Source organism: Pseudomonas sp. EA_65y_Pfl2_P74 (assembly GCF_963970575.1).
Taxonomy (GTDB): Bacteria; Pseudomonadota; Gammaproteobacteria; order Pseudomonadales; family Pseudomonadaceae; genus Aquipseudomonas; species Aquipseudomonas baetica_A.
In genome coordinates this window covers 35,491-49,418 of sequence record NZ_CAXAOQ010000036.1, presented here as the reverse complement: position 1 = coordinate 49,418, position 13,928 = coordinate 35,491, and the positions used below count along the sequence as shown (strand labels likewise).

General features: G+C 57.3%; 15 protein-coding genes. 8 read left to right on the top strand and 7 right to left on the bottom strand.

What is annotated here, in order from left to right:
- Positions 1-90: 90 nt before the first annotated feature.
- Entirely contained in the window at positions 91-270 is a 180-nt protein-coding gene (locus AACY18_RS24445) for a PA3496 family putative envelope integrity protein (RefSeq protein ID WP_339433493.1), read from the top strand.
- A gap of 90 nt (positions 271-360) precedes the next feature.
- On the opposite strand, the gene AACY18_RS24440 is transcribed toward AACY18_RS24445, so the two are convergent.
- Entirely contained in the window at positions 361-987 is a 627-nt protein-coding gene (locus AACY18_RS24440; protein ID WP_042560733.1) for a response regulator transcription factor, read from the bottom strand.
- 515 nt (positions 988-1,502) lie between these two features.
- On the opposite strand from AACY18_RS24440, the gene AACY18_RS24435 reads away from it, so the two are divergent.
- Positions 1,503-2,216, top strand: a complete 714-nt coding sequence (locus tag AACY18_RS24435) for a hypothetical protein (protein WP_339433494.1) — start codon at positions 1,503-1,505, stop codon at positions 2,214-2,216.
- A 133-nt stretch (positions 2,217-2,349) separates the two neighbouring features.
- Here the strand turns inward: AACY18_RS24435 and AACY18_RS24430 are convergent, their stop codons facing one another.
- A complete protein-coding gene (locus tag AACY18_RS24430; protein ID WP_186622245.1) occupies positions 2,350-3,567 on the bottom strand; it encodes an argininosuccinate synthase in 1,218 nt (405 codons plus the stop codon).
- Positions 3,568-3,696: 129 nt separating this feature from the next.
- On the bottom strand, positions 3,697-4,605 hold the full coding sequence (locus tag AACY18_RS24425; RefSeq protein WP_339433495.1) for a flagellar protein MotY: 909 nt from the start codon (positions 4,603-4,605) through the stop codon (positions 3,697-3,699).
- 159 nt (positions 4,606-4,764) lie between these two features.
- Between AACY18_RS24425 and pyrC the strand changes: the two genes are divergently transcribed.
- Both pyrC and rnt read left to right on the top strand, forming a co-directional pair.
- Entirely contained in the window at positions 4,765-5,811 is a 1,047-nt protein-coding gene (gene pyrC / locus AACY18_RS24420; RefSeq protein WP_221732093.1) for a dihydroorotase, read from the top strand.
- Positions 5,808-6,485, top strand: coding sequence for a ribonuclease T (gene rnt, locus AACY18_RS24415; RefSeq protein WP_095190452.1), 678 nt, complete (start codon positions 5,808-5,810; stop codon positions 6,483-6,485). The genes pyrC and rnt overlap by 4 nt, the downstream gene beginning before the upstream one ends.
- A gap of 74 nt (positions 6,486-6,559) precedes the next feature.
- Here the strand turns inward: rnt and AACY18_RS24410 are convergent, their stop codons facing one another.
- Positions 6,560-7,162, bottom strand: coding sequence for a peroxiredoxin (locus AACY18_RS24410; protein WP_003227723.1), 603 nt, complete (start codon positions 7,160-7,162; stop codon positions 6,560-6,562).
- A gap of 314 nt (positions 7,163-7,476) precedes the next feature.
- Here AACY18_RS24410 and AACY18_RS24405 point away from each other — a divergent pair, with 314 nt between their 5' ends.
- Positions 7,477-7,695, top strand: coding sequence for a bacterioferritin-associated ferredoxin (locus AACY18_RS24405; protein ID WP_003227725.1), 219 nt, complete (start codon positions 7,477-7,479; stop codon positions 7,693-7,695).
- A 201-nt stretch (positions 7,696-7,896) separates the two neighbouring features.
- Positions 7,897-8,370 carry a bacterioferritin gene (bfr, locus tag AACY18_RS24400; protein WP_003227727.1) on the top strand — a complete coding sequence of 158 codons (474 nt, stop codon included), beginning with the start codon at positions 7,897-7,899 and terminating at the stop codon, positions 8,368-8,370.
- A gap of 106 nt (positions 8,371-8,476) precedes the next feature.
- Here bfr and grxD read toward each other — a convergent pair whose 3' ends face one another.
- From grxD to AACY18_RS24385, 3 genes are all read right to left on the bottom strand, one after another.
- A complete protein-coding gene (grxD, locus tag AACY18_RS24395) occupies positions 8,477-8,818 on the bottom strand; it encodes a Grx4 family monothiol glutaredoxin (protein ID WP_016773402.1) in 342 nt (113 codons plus the stop codon).
- A 97-nt stretch (positions 8,819-8,915) separates the two neighbouring features.
- Complete coding sequence (locus AACY18_RS24390; protein ID WP_339466343.1) at positions 8,916-11,021, bottom strand: molybdopterin oxidoreductase family protein; 2,106 nt, start codon at positions 11,019-11,021, stop codon at positions 8,916-8,918.
- A 133-nt stretch (positions 11,022-11,154) separates the two neighbouring features.
- Positions 11,155-11,445, bottom strand: a complete 291-nt coding sequence (locus AACY18_RS24385; RefSeq protein WP_339433497.1) for a hypothetical protein — start codon at positions 11,443-11,445, stop codon at positions 11,155-11,157.
- Positions 11,446-11,849: 404 nt separating this feature from the next.
- Between AACY18_RS24385 and argF the strand changes: the two genes are divergently transcribed.
- Together argF and AACY18_RS24375 are read left to right on the top strand one after the other, a co-directional pair.
- Positions 11,850-12,770: an ornithine carbamoyltransferase gene (gene argF, locus AACY18_RS24380; protein WP_339433498.1), complete on the top strand. Its 921-nt coding sequence runs from the start codon at positions 11,850-11,852 to the stop codon at positions 12,768-12,770.
- Positions 12,767-13,876 carry an ABC transporter ATP-binding protein gene (locus AACY18_RS24375; RefSeq protein WP_339433499.1) on the top strand — a complete coding sequence of 370 codons (1,110 nt, stop codon included), beginning with the start codon at positions 12,767-12,769 and terminating at the stop codon, positions 13,874-13,876. The genes argF and AACY18_RS24375 overlap by 4 nt, the downstream gene beginning before the upstream one ends.
- The last annotated feature ends 52 nt before the right edge of the window (positions 13,877-13,928 follow it).

Here is a 13,928-nt window from a genome sequence, read left to right as displayed (position 1 = left end):
TTGATTGGTCGATTGAAAAAATCTTTTTTACCCGTCGCTGCATTACCGATATAAGGAGCGCCAAAGGCAGTCTTAGCCGGAGTTAACCTTATGAGTAGCGACAAAGAACAACTGGACATAGAAGATGACGTTGACACCGCAGACGCTGATGCAGAGGAACCGGTCGTGGAAGTCGCCAAAACCAATCTGAGCAAGCGCCGCACGATCGACAACCTGCTGGAGGAGCGCCGACTGCAAAAGCAATTGGCCGATTACGATTTTGATCTCTGATACTTGAAAGCCTCCCGAACCGGAGGCTTTTCACTTTCTATAACTAGCTGAATTCGATCGGCCCATGACCCCGTCAACTTACTGAGGTATTCAGACAAGCCCATTGCGTTGCGCCAACTCGATCAGATCAACCAGCGAGCGCGCATTGAGTTTCAGCAGCAAGCGAGTCTTGTAGGTGCTCACTGTCTTGTTGCTCAAAAACATGCCATCGGCGATTTCCTTGTTGGTCTTGCCTCGCGCCAACTGTTGCAAAACCATCATTTCCCGCCCGGAAAGGCGATCTACCATGTCGGCTTCGCTGGCATTGCCCAGACTGGTACGTACTGTATGCAACGCCTGATTGGGAAAATAACTGTAGCCGGACAAAACGGCCTTGATCGCGCTGAGCAACTCGGTCAGATCCTGCTGTTTACATACATAACCCGCCGCCCCCGATTGCATGCAACGCATTGAAAAATGCCCGGGCGCCTGGGAAGTCAGCACCAGAACTTTTATGGGCATCGCGACCGAAGTCAGGCGCGCAATAACTTCCAGACCATCAAGTTTCGGTATTCCAATATCCAGAATAACAATATCGGGCATTTGTTCACGAGCAAGTTGTAGTGCATCTACACCGTTGTCAGTTTCTGCAATGACTTCGTAGCCATGACGTTCCATCAGCATACGTACCGCAAGACGAATGACGGGGTGGTCATCCACGATCAGCACTTTATTCATGGGCAAGTCCAGTTTCGCTGTTCGAATTTTTAGAACACGCACAATAGCCCAGTCACTTGCCTGATGGCATGCCAGCGCTCTCACGCACTTGCATCGAGAGACATACCCTACGGGCATTAAGGATTAATCCTACAAAAATCCCACTCTTCTCTAAATATCCGACAAAGCACCTCGCTCACGCCCCTGAAACATTTCTGTTTTTTACCTGTAACAGCTTGCGACCGACTCCTGTGCAACGCGGTCTCACAGCCGGGCATCATGACATTCAAACTGCGGGACCTGTGTCGAATACCAGCGCCACAACACGAATTCACTCCCAATCAGAAATATCATGCAATGACGGCAATCTCCTACAACCTTAATATACAACCGACCGAATCATAAACACTTGAAACAAGATATTTATACTTAAGCAAACACTTTTGCTATAAATACAAACATCAACAGCACACTTAACCAATAAACAACAAAACACAGTCACCCACAACAAAACCACTCAAAAAAAGAGCACTTAAATGTTAAAGATAAAAAACAAAATATCCAACCCGATGACGATTATCGCTATATTCGCCGCTATATCCGAGGCCTCCGCCGCCGTTTCTCTGCCGTTCCTTGATAGCGAAGATCGCGAAATCTACGTCTGGTTCCTGATAAGCTTTCCGTTCTACTTGTTATTTCTTTTCTTTATCACTTTAAACTTCAACTACCGCTCACTCTATTCACCCTCTGATTTCGGCAAGGACAAGAGCTTCTTAAAAGTCATCAACAATAATTGTCGCGATAACAAGCGAAACACATCACAGCAGGATCCAGCTCACGGGACTTTCGGAATATCAAGTTTCATCGTGCCCAGCGAACCCGGCGCAGCCCAAGGCAAGGAGTCGTGCAAAATCCACAATGCGCCCGACCCGCCACCAGACATCGGCTCAGCGCCGAACCTGACGGTTCAACACAATATTCACTTGCCTGTCTCCATCAGCCACCTGCACATCATCGATGCAAGGAATATTGATGCATCGAGAGAACTGAACACGATGCTGGAAAGGATCCGCCGTACCGACAAGAAAACTGCGCGGGCCATCGTATTTCTTTCCAATCATGTGTCGGATGTTTCCTTGACCAAGAGTGCGCTATCGCAGATCAGGCACGCGAAGAAAGGCTCGGGCACAACGCTTTGTATTGTTTACAACCTGTGCTCGCAAGCGGTAACGCTGCTGGGGCGGGTTTGACGGGTGAGGACTACCGCAGAAGCAGACAGACCAGGGACATTGCTCGACTAGCACCAAACAAAGAATTGATAAAAAAGGCGGCCTTGTCTCAAAGACAAGGCCGCCTTTTCATTGCGCATCAGTCTGAAAAATCTCAGAACAGTTTGCGGCCCTTGTTGGCAGCAATGCGCATGCGCAGCGCGTTGAGCTTGATGAAGCCCGCCGCATCGGCCTGATTGTAAGCGCCGCCATCTTCTTCGAATGTTGCGATGTTGGCGTCGAACAGCGAATCGTCGGACTTGCGGCCGGTCACGATCACGTTGCCCTTGTACAGCTTCAGGCGAACCACACCGTTCACGTTGACCTGGGAAGCGTCGATCATCTGTTGCAGCATCAGACGCTCAGGGCTCCACCAGTAGCCGGTGTAGATCAGGCTGGCGTATTTCGGCATCAGCTCGTCTTTGAGGTGAGCGACTTCGCGGTCCAGAGTGATCGACTCGATGGCGCGGTGAGCGCGCAGCATGATGGTGCCGCCCGGGGTTTCGTAGCAACCACGGGACTTCATGCCCACGTAACGGTTTTCGACGATGTCCAGACGGCCAATGCCGTGCTCGCCACCGATCTTGTTCAGTGTCGCCAGAACAGTGGCCGGGGTCATTTCGACGCCGTCCAGCGCAACGATGTCGCCGTTGCGGTAGGTCAGTTCCAGATACTGCGGGGTGTCAGGAGCGTTCTCCGGGGAGACGGTCCAACGCCACATGTCTTCTTCGTGCTCGGTCCAGGTATCTTCCAGCACGCCGCCTTCATAGGAGATGTGCAGCAGGTTGGCATCCATCGAGTACGGGGATTTTTTCTTGCCGTGGCGCTCGATCGGGATCGCGTGCTTCTCGGCGTAGTCCATCAGCTTCTCGCGGGACAGCAGATCCCACTCGCGCCACGGAGCAATCACTTTCACGCCTGGCTTGAGTGCGTAGGCACCCAGTTCGAAACGCACCTGGTCGTTGCCCTTGCCGGTCGCACCGTGAGAAATGGCGTCAGCGCCGGTTTCGTTGGCGATTTCGATCAAACGCTTGGCGATCAATGGACGTGCGATGGAAGTGCCCAGCAGGTACTCGCCCTCGTAAACGGTGTTGGCGCGAAACATCGGGAACACGAAATCACGCACGAACTCCTCGCGCAGATCATCAATGTAGATTTCTTTGACGCCCATGGCCTGAGCCTTGGCGCGGGCCGGCTCGACCTCTTCGCCTTGACCGAGATCTGCGGTGAAGGTCACCACTTCACAGTTATAAGTATCCTGCAGCCACTTGAGGATCACCGAAGTGTCCAGGCCGCCGGAATACGCCAGAACGACCTTGTTTACGTCCGCCATGCCATCACTCCACGGGGTTCTACGGAAAGCCGAGGAGTCTACCGCTCCAACGCGATAATTTACAGAGGCGCGACAGCTTAAGACGACAAAGCGACAGAATCTGTCGAGAGCGCGACGATGACCGGCAGGTCAGGAAGTCGCCGCGGTATTGGCGGGAGTGCTGGCCTGAGGCGCTGGAGCCGTGGTCGGGGTCACGCGCGTCAAATGCACATTCACCCGGCGGTTCTTCGCCCGATTGGCCGCATTGGTGTTCGGCACCAATGGATAACGTTCACCGTGGAAACGCACAGTGATCTGCGATTCCTGAATGCCGTTGGCCTTGAAGAAGTCGACCACAGCCAATGCACGGCGGCGCGACAACTCGCGGTTGGTCAGGCGATTACCGCTGTTGTCGGAGTGGCCGTCAAGCTCGATGTGATTGACCGTCGGATCGGCCTTCATGTAATCGAGCATGACCTGCAGTTTGGCCTTGGCGGCAGCATCAAGATCAATGCCCTCGCCAGGGAAGCCGACCTGCGACTGTTTGATCTGATCGAAATTCTGTGGCAGCAATTTCGCCACACAACTCTGGTATTCGTTGAACGCCTTGCTGAACTTGACCGGCAACAGGCGCACTTCCGAAACCCGGCCATCGCCCGAGGCACGGCGTACAACAGGGCTGCGCCCGTCCATCAGGCCGCTCATCAGTCCACCTGCCTGAGACTGCGAACTGCTGAACAGAATGTTGCCGCTGCCCAGCCTGACAGAGCCCAGATTGATGTCGCCGCGCCCCGGCTGCCATGGCGCGGCTGCCGCGAGCAACGTCGCCGAACCGCCGCCCAGCATGGCGTTATAGGCGTTCAAACGAAATATTGCCTGTTCACCGGCCCTGCGCACGAACTCTCCCGAACCGAAATCAGTGATCGGTTGCGTCAGACGGCATTCGAACTTATCGCCGGCGACCGTCCACTCAATGTTCTCCAGTCGAGTCTGGTAGGTCAGCGCCATCGCGGGAAGGCTGGCAAACACACTGAGCAAGGCTAAATAACGCTGGCGCACGGGAGGCTCCATTGGCTTCTGCAACAAAAAGACCGATAGACACATGTTTACGGCATACCTATGGGATATCGGAAGGTTCCTGCAAAACTTGATAGCGAGTGCCTGCAAGAGTCTTTTCGGGTAGCATTCCCCTCAGTTTGACCCGCCTGGAATCCCCTCATGTCCGACCGCCTGACCCTGCTGCGTCCCGACGACTGGCACATTCATCTTCGCGATGGTGCTGTGTTGACCAATACCGTTGCCGATGTTGCGCGCACCTTCGGTCGCGCCATCATCATGCCCAACCTGGTACCTCCGGTGCGCAACGCCGCTGAAGCCGACGGCTATCGCCAGCGGATTCTCGCTGCTCGCCCGGCCGGCAGTGGTTTCGAGCCGTTGATGGTGCTGTACCTCACCGACCGCACCCAGCCCGAAGAAATTCGTGAGGCCAAGGCCAGCGGTTTCGTGCACGCCGCCAAACTGTACCCGGCCGGCGCGACCACCAACTCCGATTCCGGAGTGACCAGCATCGACAAGATCTTCCCGGCGCTGGAGGCCATGGCCGAAGTCGGCATGCCGCTGCTGATCCACGGTGAAGTCACGCGCGGCGATGTCGACGTGTTCGACCGCGAAAAGATTTTCATCGATGAGCACATGCGCCGTGTCGTCGAGCGTTTCCCGACGCTCAAAGTGGTGTTCGAACACATCACGACTGGCGATGCGGTGCAGTTCGTCAACGAGGCTTCGGCCAACGTTGGCGCGACCATCACGGCGCATCACCTGCTCTACAACCGCAACCACATGCTGGTTGGCGGGATTCGCCCGCACTTCTATTGCCTGCCGATCCTCAAGCGCAATACCCATCAGGAAGCCCTGCTCGACGCCGCCACCAGCGGCAGTGCGAAGTTCTTCCTCGGCACCGACTCGGCACCGCACGCCCAGCACGCCAAGGAAGCCGCCTGCGGCTGCGCCGGCTGCTACACCGCGTACGCCGCCATCGAGTTGTACGCCGAAGCCTTCGAACAGCGTAATGCGCTGGACAAGCTAGAAGCGTTCGCCAGCCTCAACGGGCCACGCTTCTACGGCCTGCCGGCCAATACCGACCGCATCACTTTGGTTCGCGAAGAATGGACCGCCCCGACCAGCCTGCCGTTTGGCGAGTTGACCGTTATCCCGCTGCGCGCCGGTGAAAAGCTGCGCTGGCGCCTGCTGGAGGAACACGCGTGAGTGAAGACCATTTCGACGACGAACTGGAAGGTCAAGGTGGCGGCGGCGGTTCCCGTCATCCAATGGCAGCGCGTTTTCGCGGTTACCTGCCGGTTGTCGTCGACGTAGAAACCGGTGGCTTCAACTCGGCCACCGATGCATTGCTGGAGATTGCCGCGACCACCATCGCCATGGATGAAAAGGGTTTCGTTTACCCGGATCACACCTACTTCTTCCGCGTTGAGCCTTTTGAAGGCGCCAACATCGAAGCGGCGGCACTGGAGTTCACCGGGATCAAGCTTGATCACCCGTTGCGCATGGCCGTCAGCGAAGAAACGGCGCTGACCGATATCTTCCGTGGCATCCGCAAGGCGTTGAAAGCCAACGGCTGCAAACGGGCGATTCTGGTCGGCCATAACAGCAGCTTCGACCTCGGCTTCCTCAATGCCGCTGTTGCGCGACTGGATATGAAGCGCAATCCGTTCCACCCATTCTCCAGCTTCGACACCGCCACGCTGGCCGGTCTGGCCTACGGTCAAACCGTACTGGCGAAAGCCTGTCAGGCAGCCGATATCGATTTCGACGGCCGTGAGGCGCACTCCGCGCGTTACGACACCGAGAAAACCGCTGAGCTGTTCTGCGGCATCGTCAATCGCTGGAAACAGATGGGCGGCTGGGAAGACTTCGACGACTGATGGTTTTCGAATAAATCCCGCGCATGAAAAAACCGGCTACGTGAGCCGGTTTTTTTGTACCTTGACGTTGCGCCTTACAGGGCAGCAGCGTTCTCGGTCAGGTAAGCCGCAACACCTTCTGGCGAAGCGTTCATGCCTTTGTCGCCTTTCTTCCAGTTGGCAGGGCAGACTTCGCCGTGCTCTTCGTGGAATTGCAGAGCGTCGACCAGACGGATCAGCTCTTCCATGTTACGGCCCAGCGGCAGGTCGTTGATGATCTGCGAGCGGACAACGCCTTTGTCGTCGATCAGGAAGGCACCACGGAACGCCACGCCGCCTTCGGATTCAACATCGTAAGCCTTGGCGATGTCGTGCTTCATGTCGGCAGCCATGGTGTATTTCACCTGGCCGATGCCGCCATTGTTGACCGGGGTGTTGCGCCAGGCGTTGTGGGTGAAGTGCGAGTCGATCGAAACCGCGATCACTTCAACGTTGCGTGCCTTGAAGTCGGCCATGCGGTTGTCCAGAGCGATCAGCTCGGACGGGCAGACGAAGGTGAAGTCCAGTGGGTAGAAGAACACCAGGCCGTATTTGCCTTTGATGGCCGACGACAGGGTGAAGCTGTCAACGATCTCGCCATTGCCGAGTACGGCCGGTACGGTGAAGTCAGGGGCTTGTTTGCCTACGAGTACGCTCATTGATATCTCCTGGTGTAAAAACTTGAAGTTCAGGGTCCGGGCCAGCCTGCCACCCTCAGGCGACAGCCCTGTGACACGAACCCCCTTCGCAAGGGCCGACCATCATACACTGCGTTTTTGGCCTGTCCTTAAAGGTTTTTTGGGGCAGGCGAATAAGGACGCTGCATTTACAGGGCCAGGCAAATAGCCACTTGTCACCGTTCGTCAGTCACTGGCCATTCTGGCCAAAAGCTTTGCGAAAGCACTTTGACAATCATTCTCGTTAACATTAAGATCCATCGCAATTGAGTCACAACCAGCGACGGTTCTCACTTATGTATGTTTGTCTCTGCACTGGCGTCACCGACGGACAGATCCGCGAAGCGATCTATGAAGGTTGCTGCAGCTACAAAGAAGTTCGCCAGGCCACCGGCGTCGCCAGCCAATGTGGCAAATGTGCTTGCCTGGCCAAGGAAGTGGTTCGCGAAACCCTGACCAAGCTGCAAACCGCCCAGGCCGCGATCCCCTACCCGGTAGAATTTACTGCCGCGTAAATACCCTCATTTCAAAGAACCGGACTTGATGTCCGGTTTTTTTATGCCTGAAAATCAATTGGTTAGGCTCCAGACGCGGAACACAAACATTCTTATTCAGATTTATTTTCATTTATTATTCAATAACTTAGGTTTGACACTTATAAAAGTGCAGCCCAAACTCCGCCCTATATACAGCTAATACAGGGCAGGACTCCCATCATGAAAGGCGACATTACAGTCATCCAGCATCTCAACAAGATCCTTGCCAATGAACTGGTCGCGATCAATCAGTACTTCCTGCATGCCCGCATGTATGAAGATTGGGGCCTGAACAAGCTGGGCAAGCACGAGTACCACGAGTCCATCGACGAGATGAAACACGCGGACAAGCTGATCAAGCGCATTCTGTTCCTCGAAGGGCTGCCGAACGTGCAGGATCTGGGAAAACTGCACATCGGCGAGCATACCCAGGAAATGCTGGAATGCGACCTGCGTATCGAGAAGACCGGCCATGCTGACCTTAAAGCCGCGATTGCGCATTGCGAATCCGTTGGCGATTTCGGCAGCCGTGAACTGCTCGAAGACATTCTCGAATCCGAAGAAGAACATATCGACTGGCTGGAAACCCAACTGGGCCTGATCGATAAAGTCGGTCTTGAGAACTATCTGCAATCGCAGATGGGCGAAGAGTAAGTTAGCGCCCGCTAAACGCGAGACACTGAAAAGCCCCGCCCTCTTTTGAGGCGCGGGGCTTTTTATTGCTCGGGTTTCAGCATTGGCCGAAACCCGAAAAAGCCGATCAGGCTTCGGACTTGTTCGCAGCAGCGGCTTCGACAGCCGCTTTGATGGTGCTTTGCAGCGAACCGTCTGCAGCCATCTCGGTCATGATGTCGCTACCGCCGACCAGCTCACCGCCCACCCACAATTGCGGGAAAGTCGGCCAGTTGGCGTACTTTGGCAGGTTGGCGCGGATTTCCGGGTTCTGCAGGATGTCCACGTACGCAAACTTTTCGCCACACGCCATCACAGCCTGCGCAGCTTTCGCGGAGAAGCCACACTGTGGGGCATTCGGCGAACCTTTCATGTAAAGCAGAATGGTGTTGTTGGCAATCTGCTCTTTAATCGTTTCGATGATATCCATGGAGCACCTCGGCTGAACTTTCCGACTCATGGGTCGGCACGGTGGCGCATTGTAACGGAATCCCGAGCGCCATGCTCGGTCTCCCCGACAGACATGCTCAGGCTGCCACCACCGTCACCGGAACGCCATTGAGCGCGGCATTACCCGACAGCTCGTCAAGCTGACACTCATCGGTCAGGTCGTTGGCACTGGAACCCGGCTGACTGCTGGCAATCGCCATCTGTACACCGGGACGCGCATGCCCCCAGCCGTGAGGCAAGCTCACCACGCCTTTCATCATGTCCAGACTGCCGAGCACTTGGACTTCGATCTGCCCGACCCGTGAACTGACGCGCACTAACTGGCCATCTTCAAGCCCACGACTGGCGAGGTCATCCGGGTGCATCAGCAATTGATGCCTTGGCTTGCCTTTCACCAGACGATGATAGTTATGCATCCAGGAATTGTTACTGCGCACATGGCGGCGGCCGATCATCAGCAACTCATCGGCGGCGGGCGCCTGCAATGTCGCGAACCGTGCGAGGTCGGCGAGTATCTCCGGCGGCGCGGCCTGCACGCGTTGATTCGGCGTTTTCAGGCGTGCCGTGAGATTGGGTTTCAGCGCGCCAAGGTCAATGCCGTGCGGATGATCGAACAGCGTTGCCAGCGACAGTTTCTGCTCGCCCGCGTCACCGTAGATCCCCATGCACAGGCCCAAGTCGATCATCTTCGCCGGCGGCATTGTTGGCTTCAGTTCCTTGCCGGTTTTTTCGGCAAACGCTTTGGCCAGGCCGACGAAAATCTCCCAATCATGCAAGGCGCCCTCGGGTTTGGCGAGAATTGCGCGATTGAAACGGGTGACATTGCGCACCGCGAACAGATTGAACGTGGTGTCGTAGTGATCGTTCTCCAGCGCCGAAGTCGACGGCAGGATCAGGTCGGCATAACGCGTGGTTTCGTTGATGTACAGGTCGATGCTGACCATGAACTCCAGACCGTCCAGCGCCTGCTCCAGTTGCCGCCCGTTAGGCGTCGACAGCACCGGGTTACCGGCGACGGTAATCAGTGCGCGCACCTGCCCCTCGCCGTCGGTGAGCATTTCTTCGGCCAGCGCCGACACCGGCAACTCGCCGCCGTACTCGGGACGGCCCGACACACGGCTTTGCCATTTATTGAAATGCCCGCCCGAGGTCGATGCCACCAGATCCACCGCAGGCTCCGTGCACAGCGCCCCGCCGACGCGATCAAGGTTGCCGGTCACCAGATTGATCAACTGCACCACCCAGTGGCACAAGGTGCCGAAGGCTTGCGTTGAAACGCCCATCCGCCCGTAGCAAACCGCGCTGGGCGCGGCGGCAAAATCGCGGGCCAACTGGCGGATCTGTTCGGCGGGCACGGCGCACAACGGGCTCATGGCTTCTGCGGTGAACGTCGCCACGGCGGCGCGCACCTCGTCCAGGCCGTCGACCGGCAAGTGACTGTCGCGGGTCAAGCCTTCGCCAAACAATGTGTTGAGGACACCAAACAGCAAGGCCGCATCGCCCCCGGGCCGCACAAATAGATGTTGATCAGCGATTGCCGCCGTCTCGCTGCGCCGTGGATCGACCACCACCACTTTGCCGCCCCGGCCCTGAATGGCTTTGAGGCGCTTTTCGACGTCAGGCACGGTCATGATGCTGCCGTTGGACGCCAGCGGATTACCGCCCAGAATCAGCATGAAATCGGTGTGATCAATATCAGGAATCGGCAACAGCAAACCGTGGCCGTACATCAGATAACTGCTCAGATGATGGGGCAACTGATCGACCGAGGTCGCCGAGAAGCGATTGCGCGTCTTCAGCAAACCGAGGAAGTAGTTGCTGTGGGTCATCAACCCGTAGTTGTGCACGCTAGGGTTGCCCTGATAGACCGCCACCGCGTTCTGCCCATGGCGCTCCTGAATCGCCGCCAGACGCTCGGCCACCAGCGCAAACGCCTCATCCCACTCGATCGGCAGCCATTCACTGCCAACCCGGCGCATTGGCTGGCGCAGGCGATCGGGGTCATTCTGAATATCCTGCAACGCCACGGCCTTGGGGCAGATGTGCCCACGGCTGAACGTGTCGAGGGCATCGCCCTTGATCGAGGTGATCGCAACATTGCCATCGGTTTCGGTGGTCTCGAGGGTCAGGCCACAGATGGCTTCACACAGGTGGCAGGCACGGTGATGGAGAGTCTTGGTCATGGCCAGTCTCTGTCTTGTTCTGGGGCGGGCACTACGCCTGCGGGAACAAAACTATGGCCCGGGCGCCGGCCGGGCGCCAGCGACGTTCGTCTTGTGAATCGACGGTTATCAGGCGAGCCCATAGCCCATTGCGTCAGTTCTGCGGCAAGTGCGGTGGCGCCTGCAACTGAATTTCCTGGATGGTTTCGATCTGTTCGTGGGCAATATGCACGCCGGTGAGTTCACCGATAAGACGCCAATGCTCGTCGAGCCCGGCGCTGATGGTTGCCATCCGGTCGATCATGTGCCGACCGGCAGTCTTGACCACTTCGTCCTCGCTGCGCAGCAGCTCGAAGGACATCGAGGTGACCGAGGCGGTGAGATGGGTCAGTGAGCGAGCCGTGTGGCCCAGCAATTCCATTAACAGTTGTTCTTTCGATTCCATGCGGAGGCTTCCTGCGTCGCTCGAAATGTATTTATAACCCAGCACTTTGCTTTAGCAAATGTTTCAGCCCGAGCACCCGACCAAGCGATTCGTGCCGCTGTGGTCGTAAACCGACCAAAGCAGCGCCATCTGCGCCACGGCGGATTGCCAAGCCCCTTGAGGCCAGTGTACAAAGAGGCTTGCTGCTGTCCTGAACCCGGCTTCAAATGCGCGACTGCAACTCCAAGTCCGCCCTCCGAATTCCGCAAAAAACCGTAGCCTATTGGAAAAACGCGACATTTAGTGTCAATATCGCGCCTTCCCCCATTTTCGTCGCCCCGTGCGGCTTACGCCGCAGGTCTCGCCCGTTGTTCCGTTAAACAAGGCTTTGAGCATCTGCGGTGTGTAGCAAAAGGTAGTCAATGATGAGCGCAAGGCACTTTCTCTCCCTGATGGATTGCACGCCCGAAGAGCTGGTCAGCGTGATCCGTCGAGGCGTTGAGCTCAAGGACCTGCGTAACCGCGGCGTACTGTTCGAGCCTCTGAAAAACCGTGTGCTGGGGATGATCTTCGAGAAATCCTCGACGCGCACCCGGATCTCCTTCGAAGCCGGCATGATCCAGCTCGGCGGCCAGGCGATTTTCCTTTCGCCACGCGACACCCAACTGGGCCGTGGCGAGCCGATCGGCGATTGCGCCATCGTCATGTCGAGCATGCTTGATGCGGTGATGATCCGTACTTTTGCCCACAGCACCCTGACCGAATTCGCAGCCAACTCCCGCGTGCCCGTGATCAACGGCCTGTCCGATGACCTGCACCCGTGCCAGTTGCTGGCCGACATGCAGACGTTCCTCGAACATCGCGGCTCGATCCAGGGCAAAACGGTTGCCTGGATCGGCGACGGCAACAATATGTGCAACAGCTATATAGAGGCCGCGATCCAGTTCGACTTCCAATTGCGCGTCGCCTGCCCGGAAGGCTACGAGCCAAACCCGGAGTTCGTCGCCAAGGCCGGCGACCGCGTGACCATCGTCCGCGACCCACAGGACGCCGTGCGCGGCGCGCACCTGGTGAGCACCGACGTCTGGACGTCCATGGGCCAGGAAGAAGAAACCGCCAAGCGTCTCAAGCTGTTCACCCCGTTCCAGGTCAATCGTGCCCTGCTCGATCTGGCCGCCGAGGACGTGCTGTTCATGCACTGCCTGCCCGCGCACCGTGGCGAAGAAATCAGTCTCGACCTGCTTGATGACCCGCGCTCGGTCGCTTGGGATCAGGCAGAAAACCGTCTCCACGCACAGAAGGCCCTGCTCGAGTTCCTCGTCGAACCGGCATATCACCACGCATGAGCCATGAATTACTGCTGAACCTGCGCAACCTCGCTTGCGGCTATCAAGATCAACGTGTGGTGCAGAACCTCAATCTGCACCTCAACGCCGGCGATATCGGCTGCCTGCTCGGCTCATCCGGGTGCGGCAAGACCACCACCCTGCGCGCCATCGCCGGTTTCGAACCGGTGCACGAAGGTGAAATCACCCTCGGTGGCGAGACCCTTTCCAGCCCTGGTTTCACCCTGGCACCGGAGAAACGCCGGATCGGCATGGTGTTTCAGGACTACGCGCTGTTCCCGCACCTGAGCGTCGCGGACAACATCGCCTTCGGCATTCGCAAGCATCCGCACAAGGAGCGCGTGACCGAGGAGTTGCTGGAACTGGTCAACCTGAAGGACCTTGGCAAACGCTTCCCGCACGAATTGTCCGGTGGCCAGCAACAGCGTGTCGCCCTCGCCCGCGCCTTGGCGCCAGAGCCGCAACTGCTGCTGCTCGACGAGCCCTTTTCGAACCTCGATGGCGAACTGCGCCGCAAACTCAGCCATGAAGTACGCGACATCCTCAAGGCTCGTGGTACCAGCGCGATACTGGTGACCCACGATCAGGAAGAAGCCTTTGCCGTGAGTGATCACGTCGGCGTTTTCAAAGAGGGGCGACTGGAGCAATGGGACACCCCGTACAACCTGTATCACGAACCGGCGACGCCTTTTGTGGCCAGTTTCATCGGTCAGGGCTACTTCATTCGCGGCCAGCTCGGCAGCCCGGAATCGGTGCAGACCGAACTGGGTGAACTGCGCGGTAATCGCGCCTATACCTGGCCGGTGGGTGGTGCGGTGGATGTGCTGTTGCGTCCGGACGACATCGTTTATGCGCCGGACAGTGCTTTGAAGGCGAGGATTGTCGGCAAGACGTTCCTGGGGGCTTCGACGCTTTATCGCCTGCAACTGCCGACCGGTGCGCAACTGGAGTCGATCTTCCCCAGTCATGCCGATCACCACGTCGGTGCTGAGGTGGGGATTCGTGTTGCAGCCGAACATCTGGTGTTGTTCCAGGCATCCGGTAGCACGGCAGCGCAGATTCCGGCAGTGGAAAACGGCGTGCGCCGCTACAGCAGCGCGCTCTGATTCAACACGATAGAAAATGTGGGAGCGGGCTTGCTCGCGAAAGCGTCGTGTC

Excerpts from the sequence above, each read along its gene's own strand:
- AACY18_RS24440 (WP_042560733.1), bottom strand. The coding sequence starts at position 987 with ATGAATAAAGTGCTGATCGTGGATGACCACCCCGTCATTCGTCTTGCG.
- bfr (WP_003227727.1), top strand. The coding sequence starts at position 7,897 with ATGAAAGGCGACATTACAGTCATCCAGCATCTCAACAAGATCCTTGCC.
- AACY18_RS24435 (WP_339433494.1), top strand. The coding sequence starts at position 1,503 with ATGTTAAAGATAAAAAACAAAATATCCAACCCGATGACGATTATCGCT.
- AACY18_RS24375 (WP_339433499.1), top strand. The coding sequence starts at position 12,767 with ATGAGCCATGAATTACTGCTGAACCTGCGCAACCTCGCTTGCGGCTAT.
- pyrC (WP_221732093.1), top strand. The coding sequence starts at position 4,765 with ATGTCCGACCGCCTGACCCTGCTGCGTCCCGACGACTGGCACATTCAT.
- AACY18_RS24430 (WP_186622245.1), bottom strand. The coding sequence starts at position 3,567 with ATGGCGGACGTAAACAAGGTCGTTCTGGCGTATTCCGGCGGCCTGGAC.
- AACY18_RS24410 (WP_003227723.1), bottom strand. The coding sequence starts at position 7,162 with ATGAGCGTACTCGTAGGCAAACAAGCCCCTGACTTCACCGTACCGGCC.
- AACY18_RS24385 (WP_339433497.1), bottom strand. The coding sequence starts at position 11,445 with ATGGAATCGAAAGAACAACTGTTAATGGAATTGCTGGGCCACACGGCT.
- AACY18_RS24390 (WP_339466343.1), bottom strand. The coding sequence starts at position 11,021 with ATGACCAAGACTCTCCATCACCGTGCCTGCCACCTGTGTGAAGCCATC.
- AACY18_RS24405 (WP_003227725.1), top strand. The coding sequence starts at position 7,477 with ATGTATGTTTGTCTCTGCACTGGCGTCACCGACGGACAGATCCGCGAA.
- grxD (WP_016773402.1), bottom strand. The coding sequence starts at position 8,818 with ATGGATATCATCGAAACGATTAAAGAGCAGATTGCCAACAACACCATT.
- AACY18_RS24445 (WP_339433493.1), top strand. The coding sequence starts at position 91 with ATGAGTAGCGACAAAGAACAACTGGACATAGAAGATGACGTTGACACC.
- argF (WP_339433498.1), top strand. The coding sequence starts at position 11,850 with ATGAGCGCAAGGCACTTTCTCTCCCTGATGGATTGCACGCCCGAAGAG.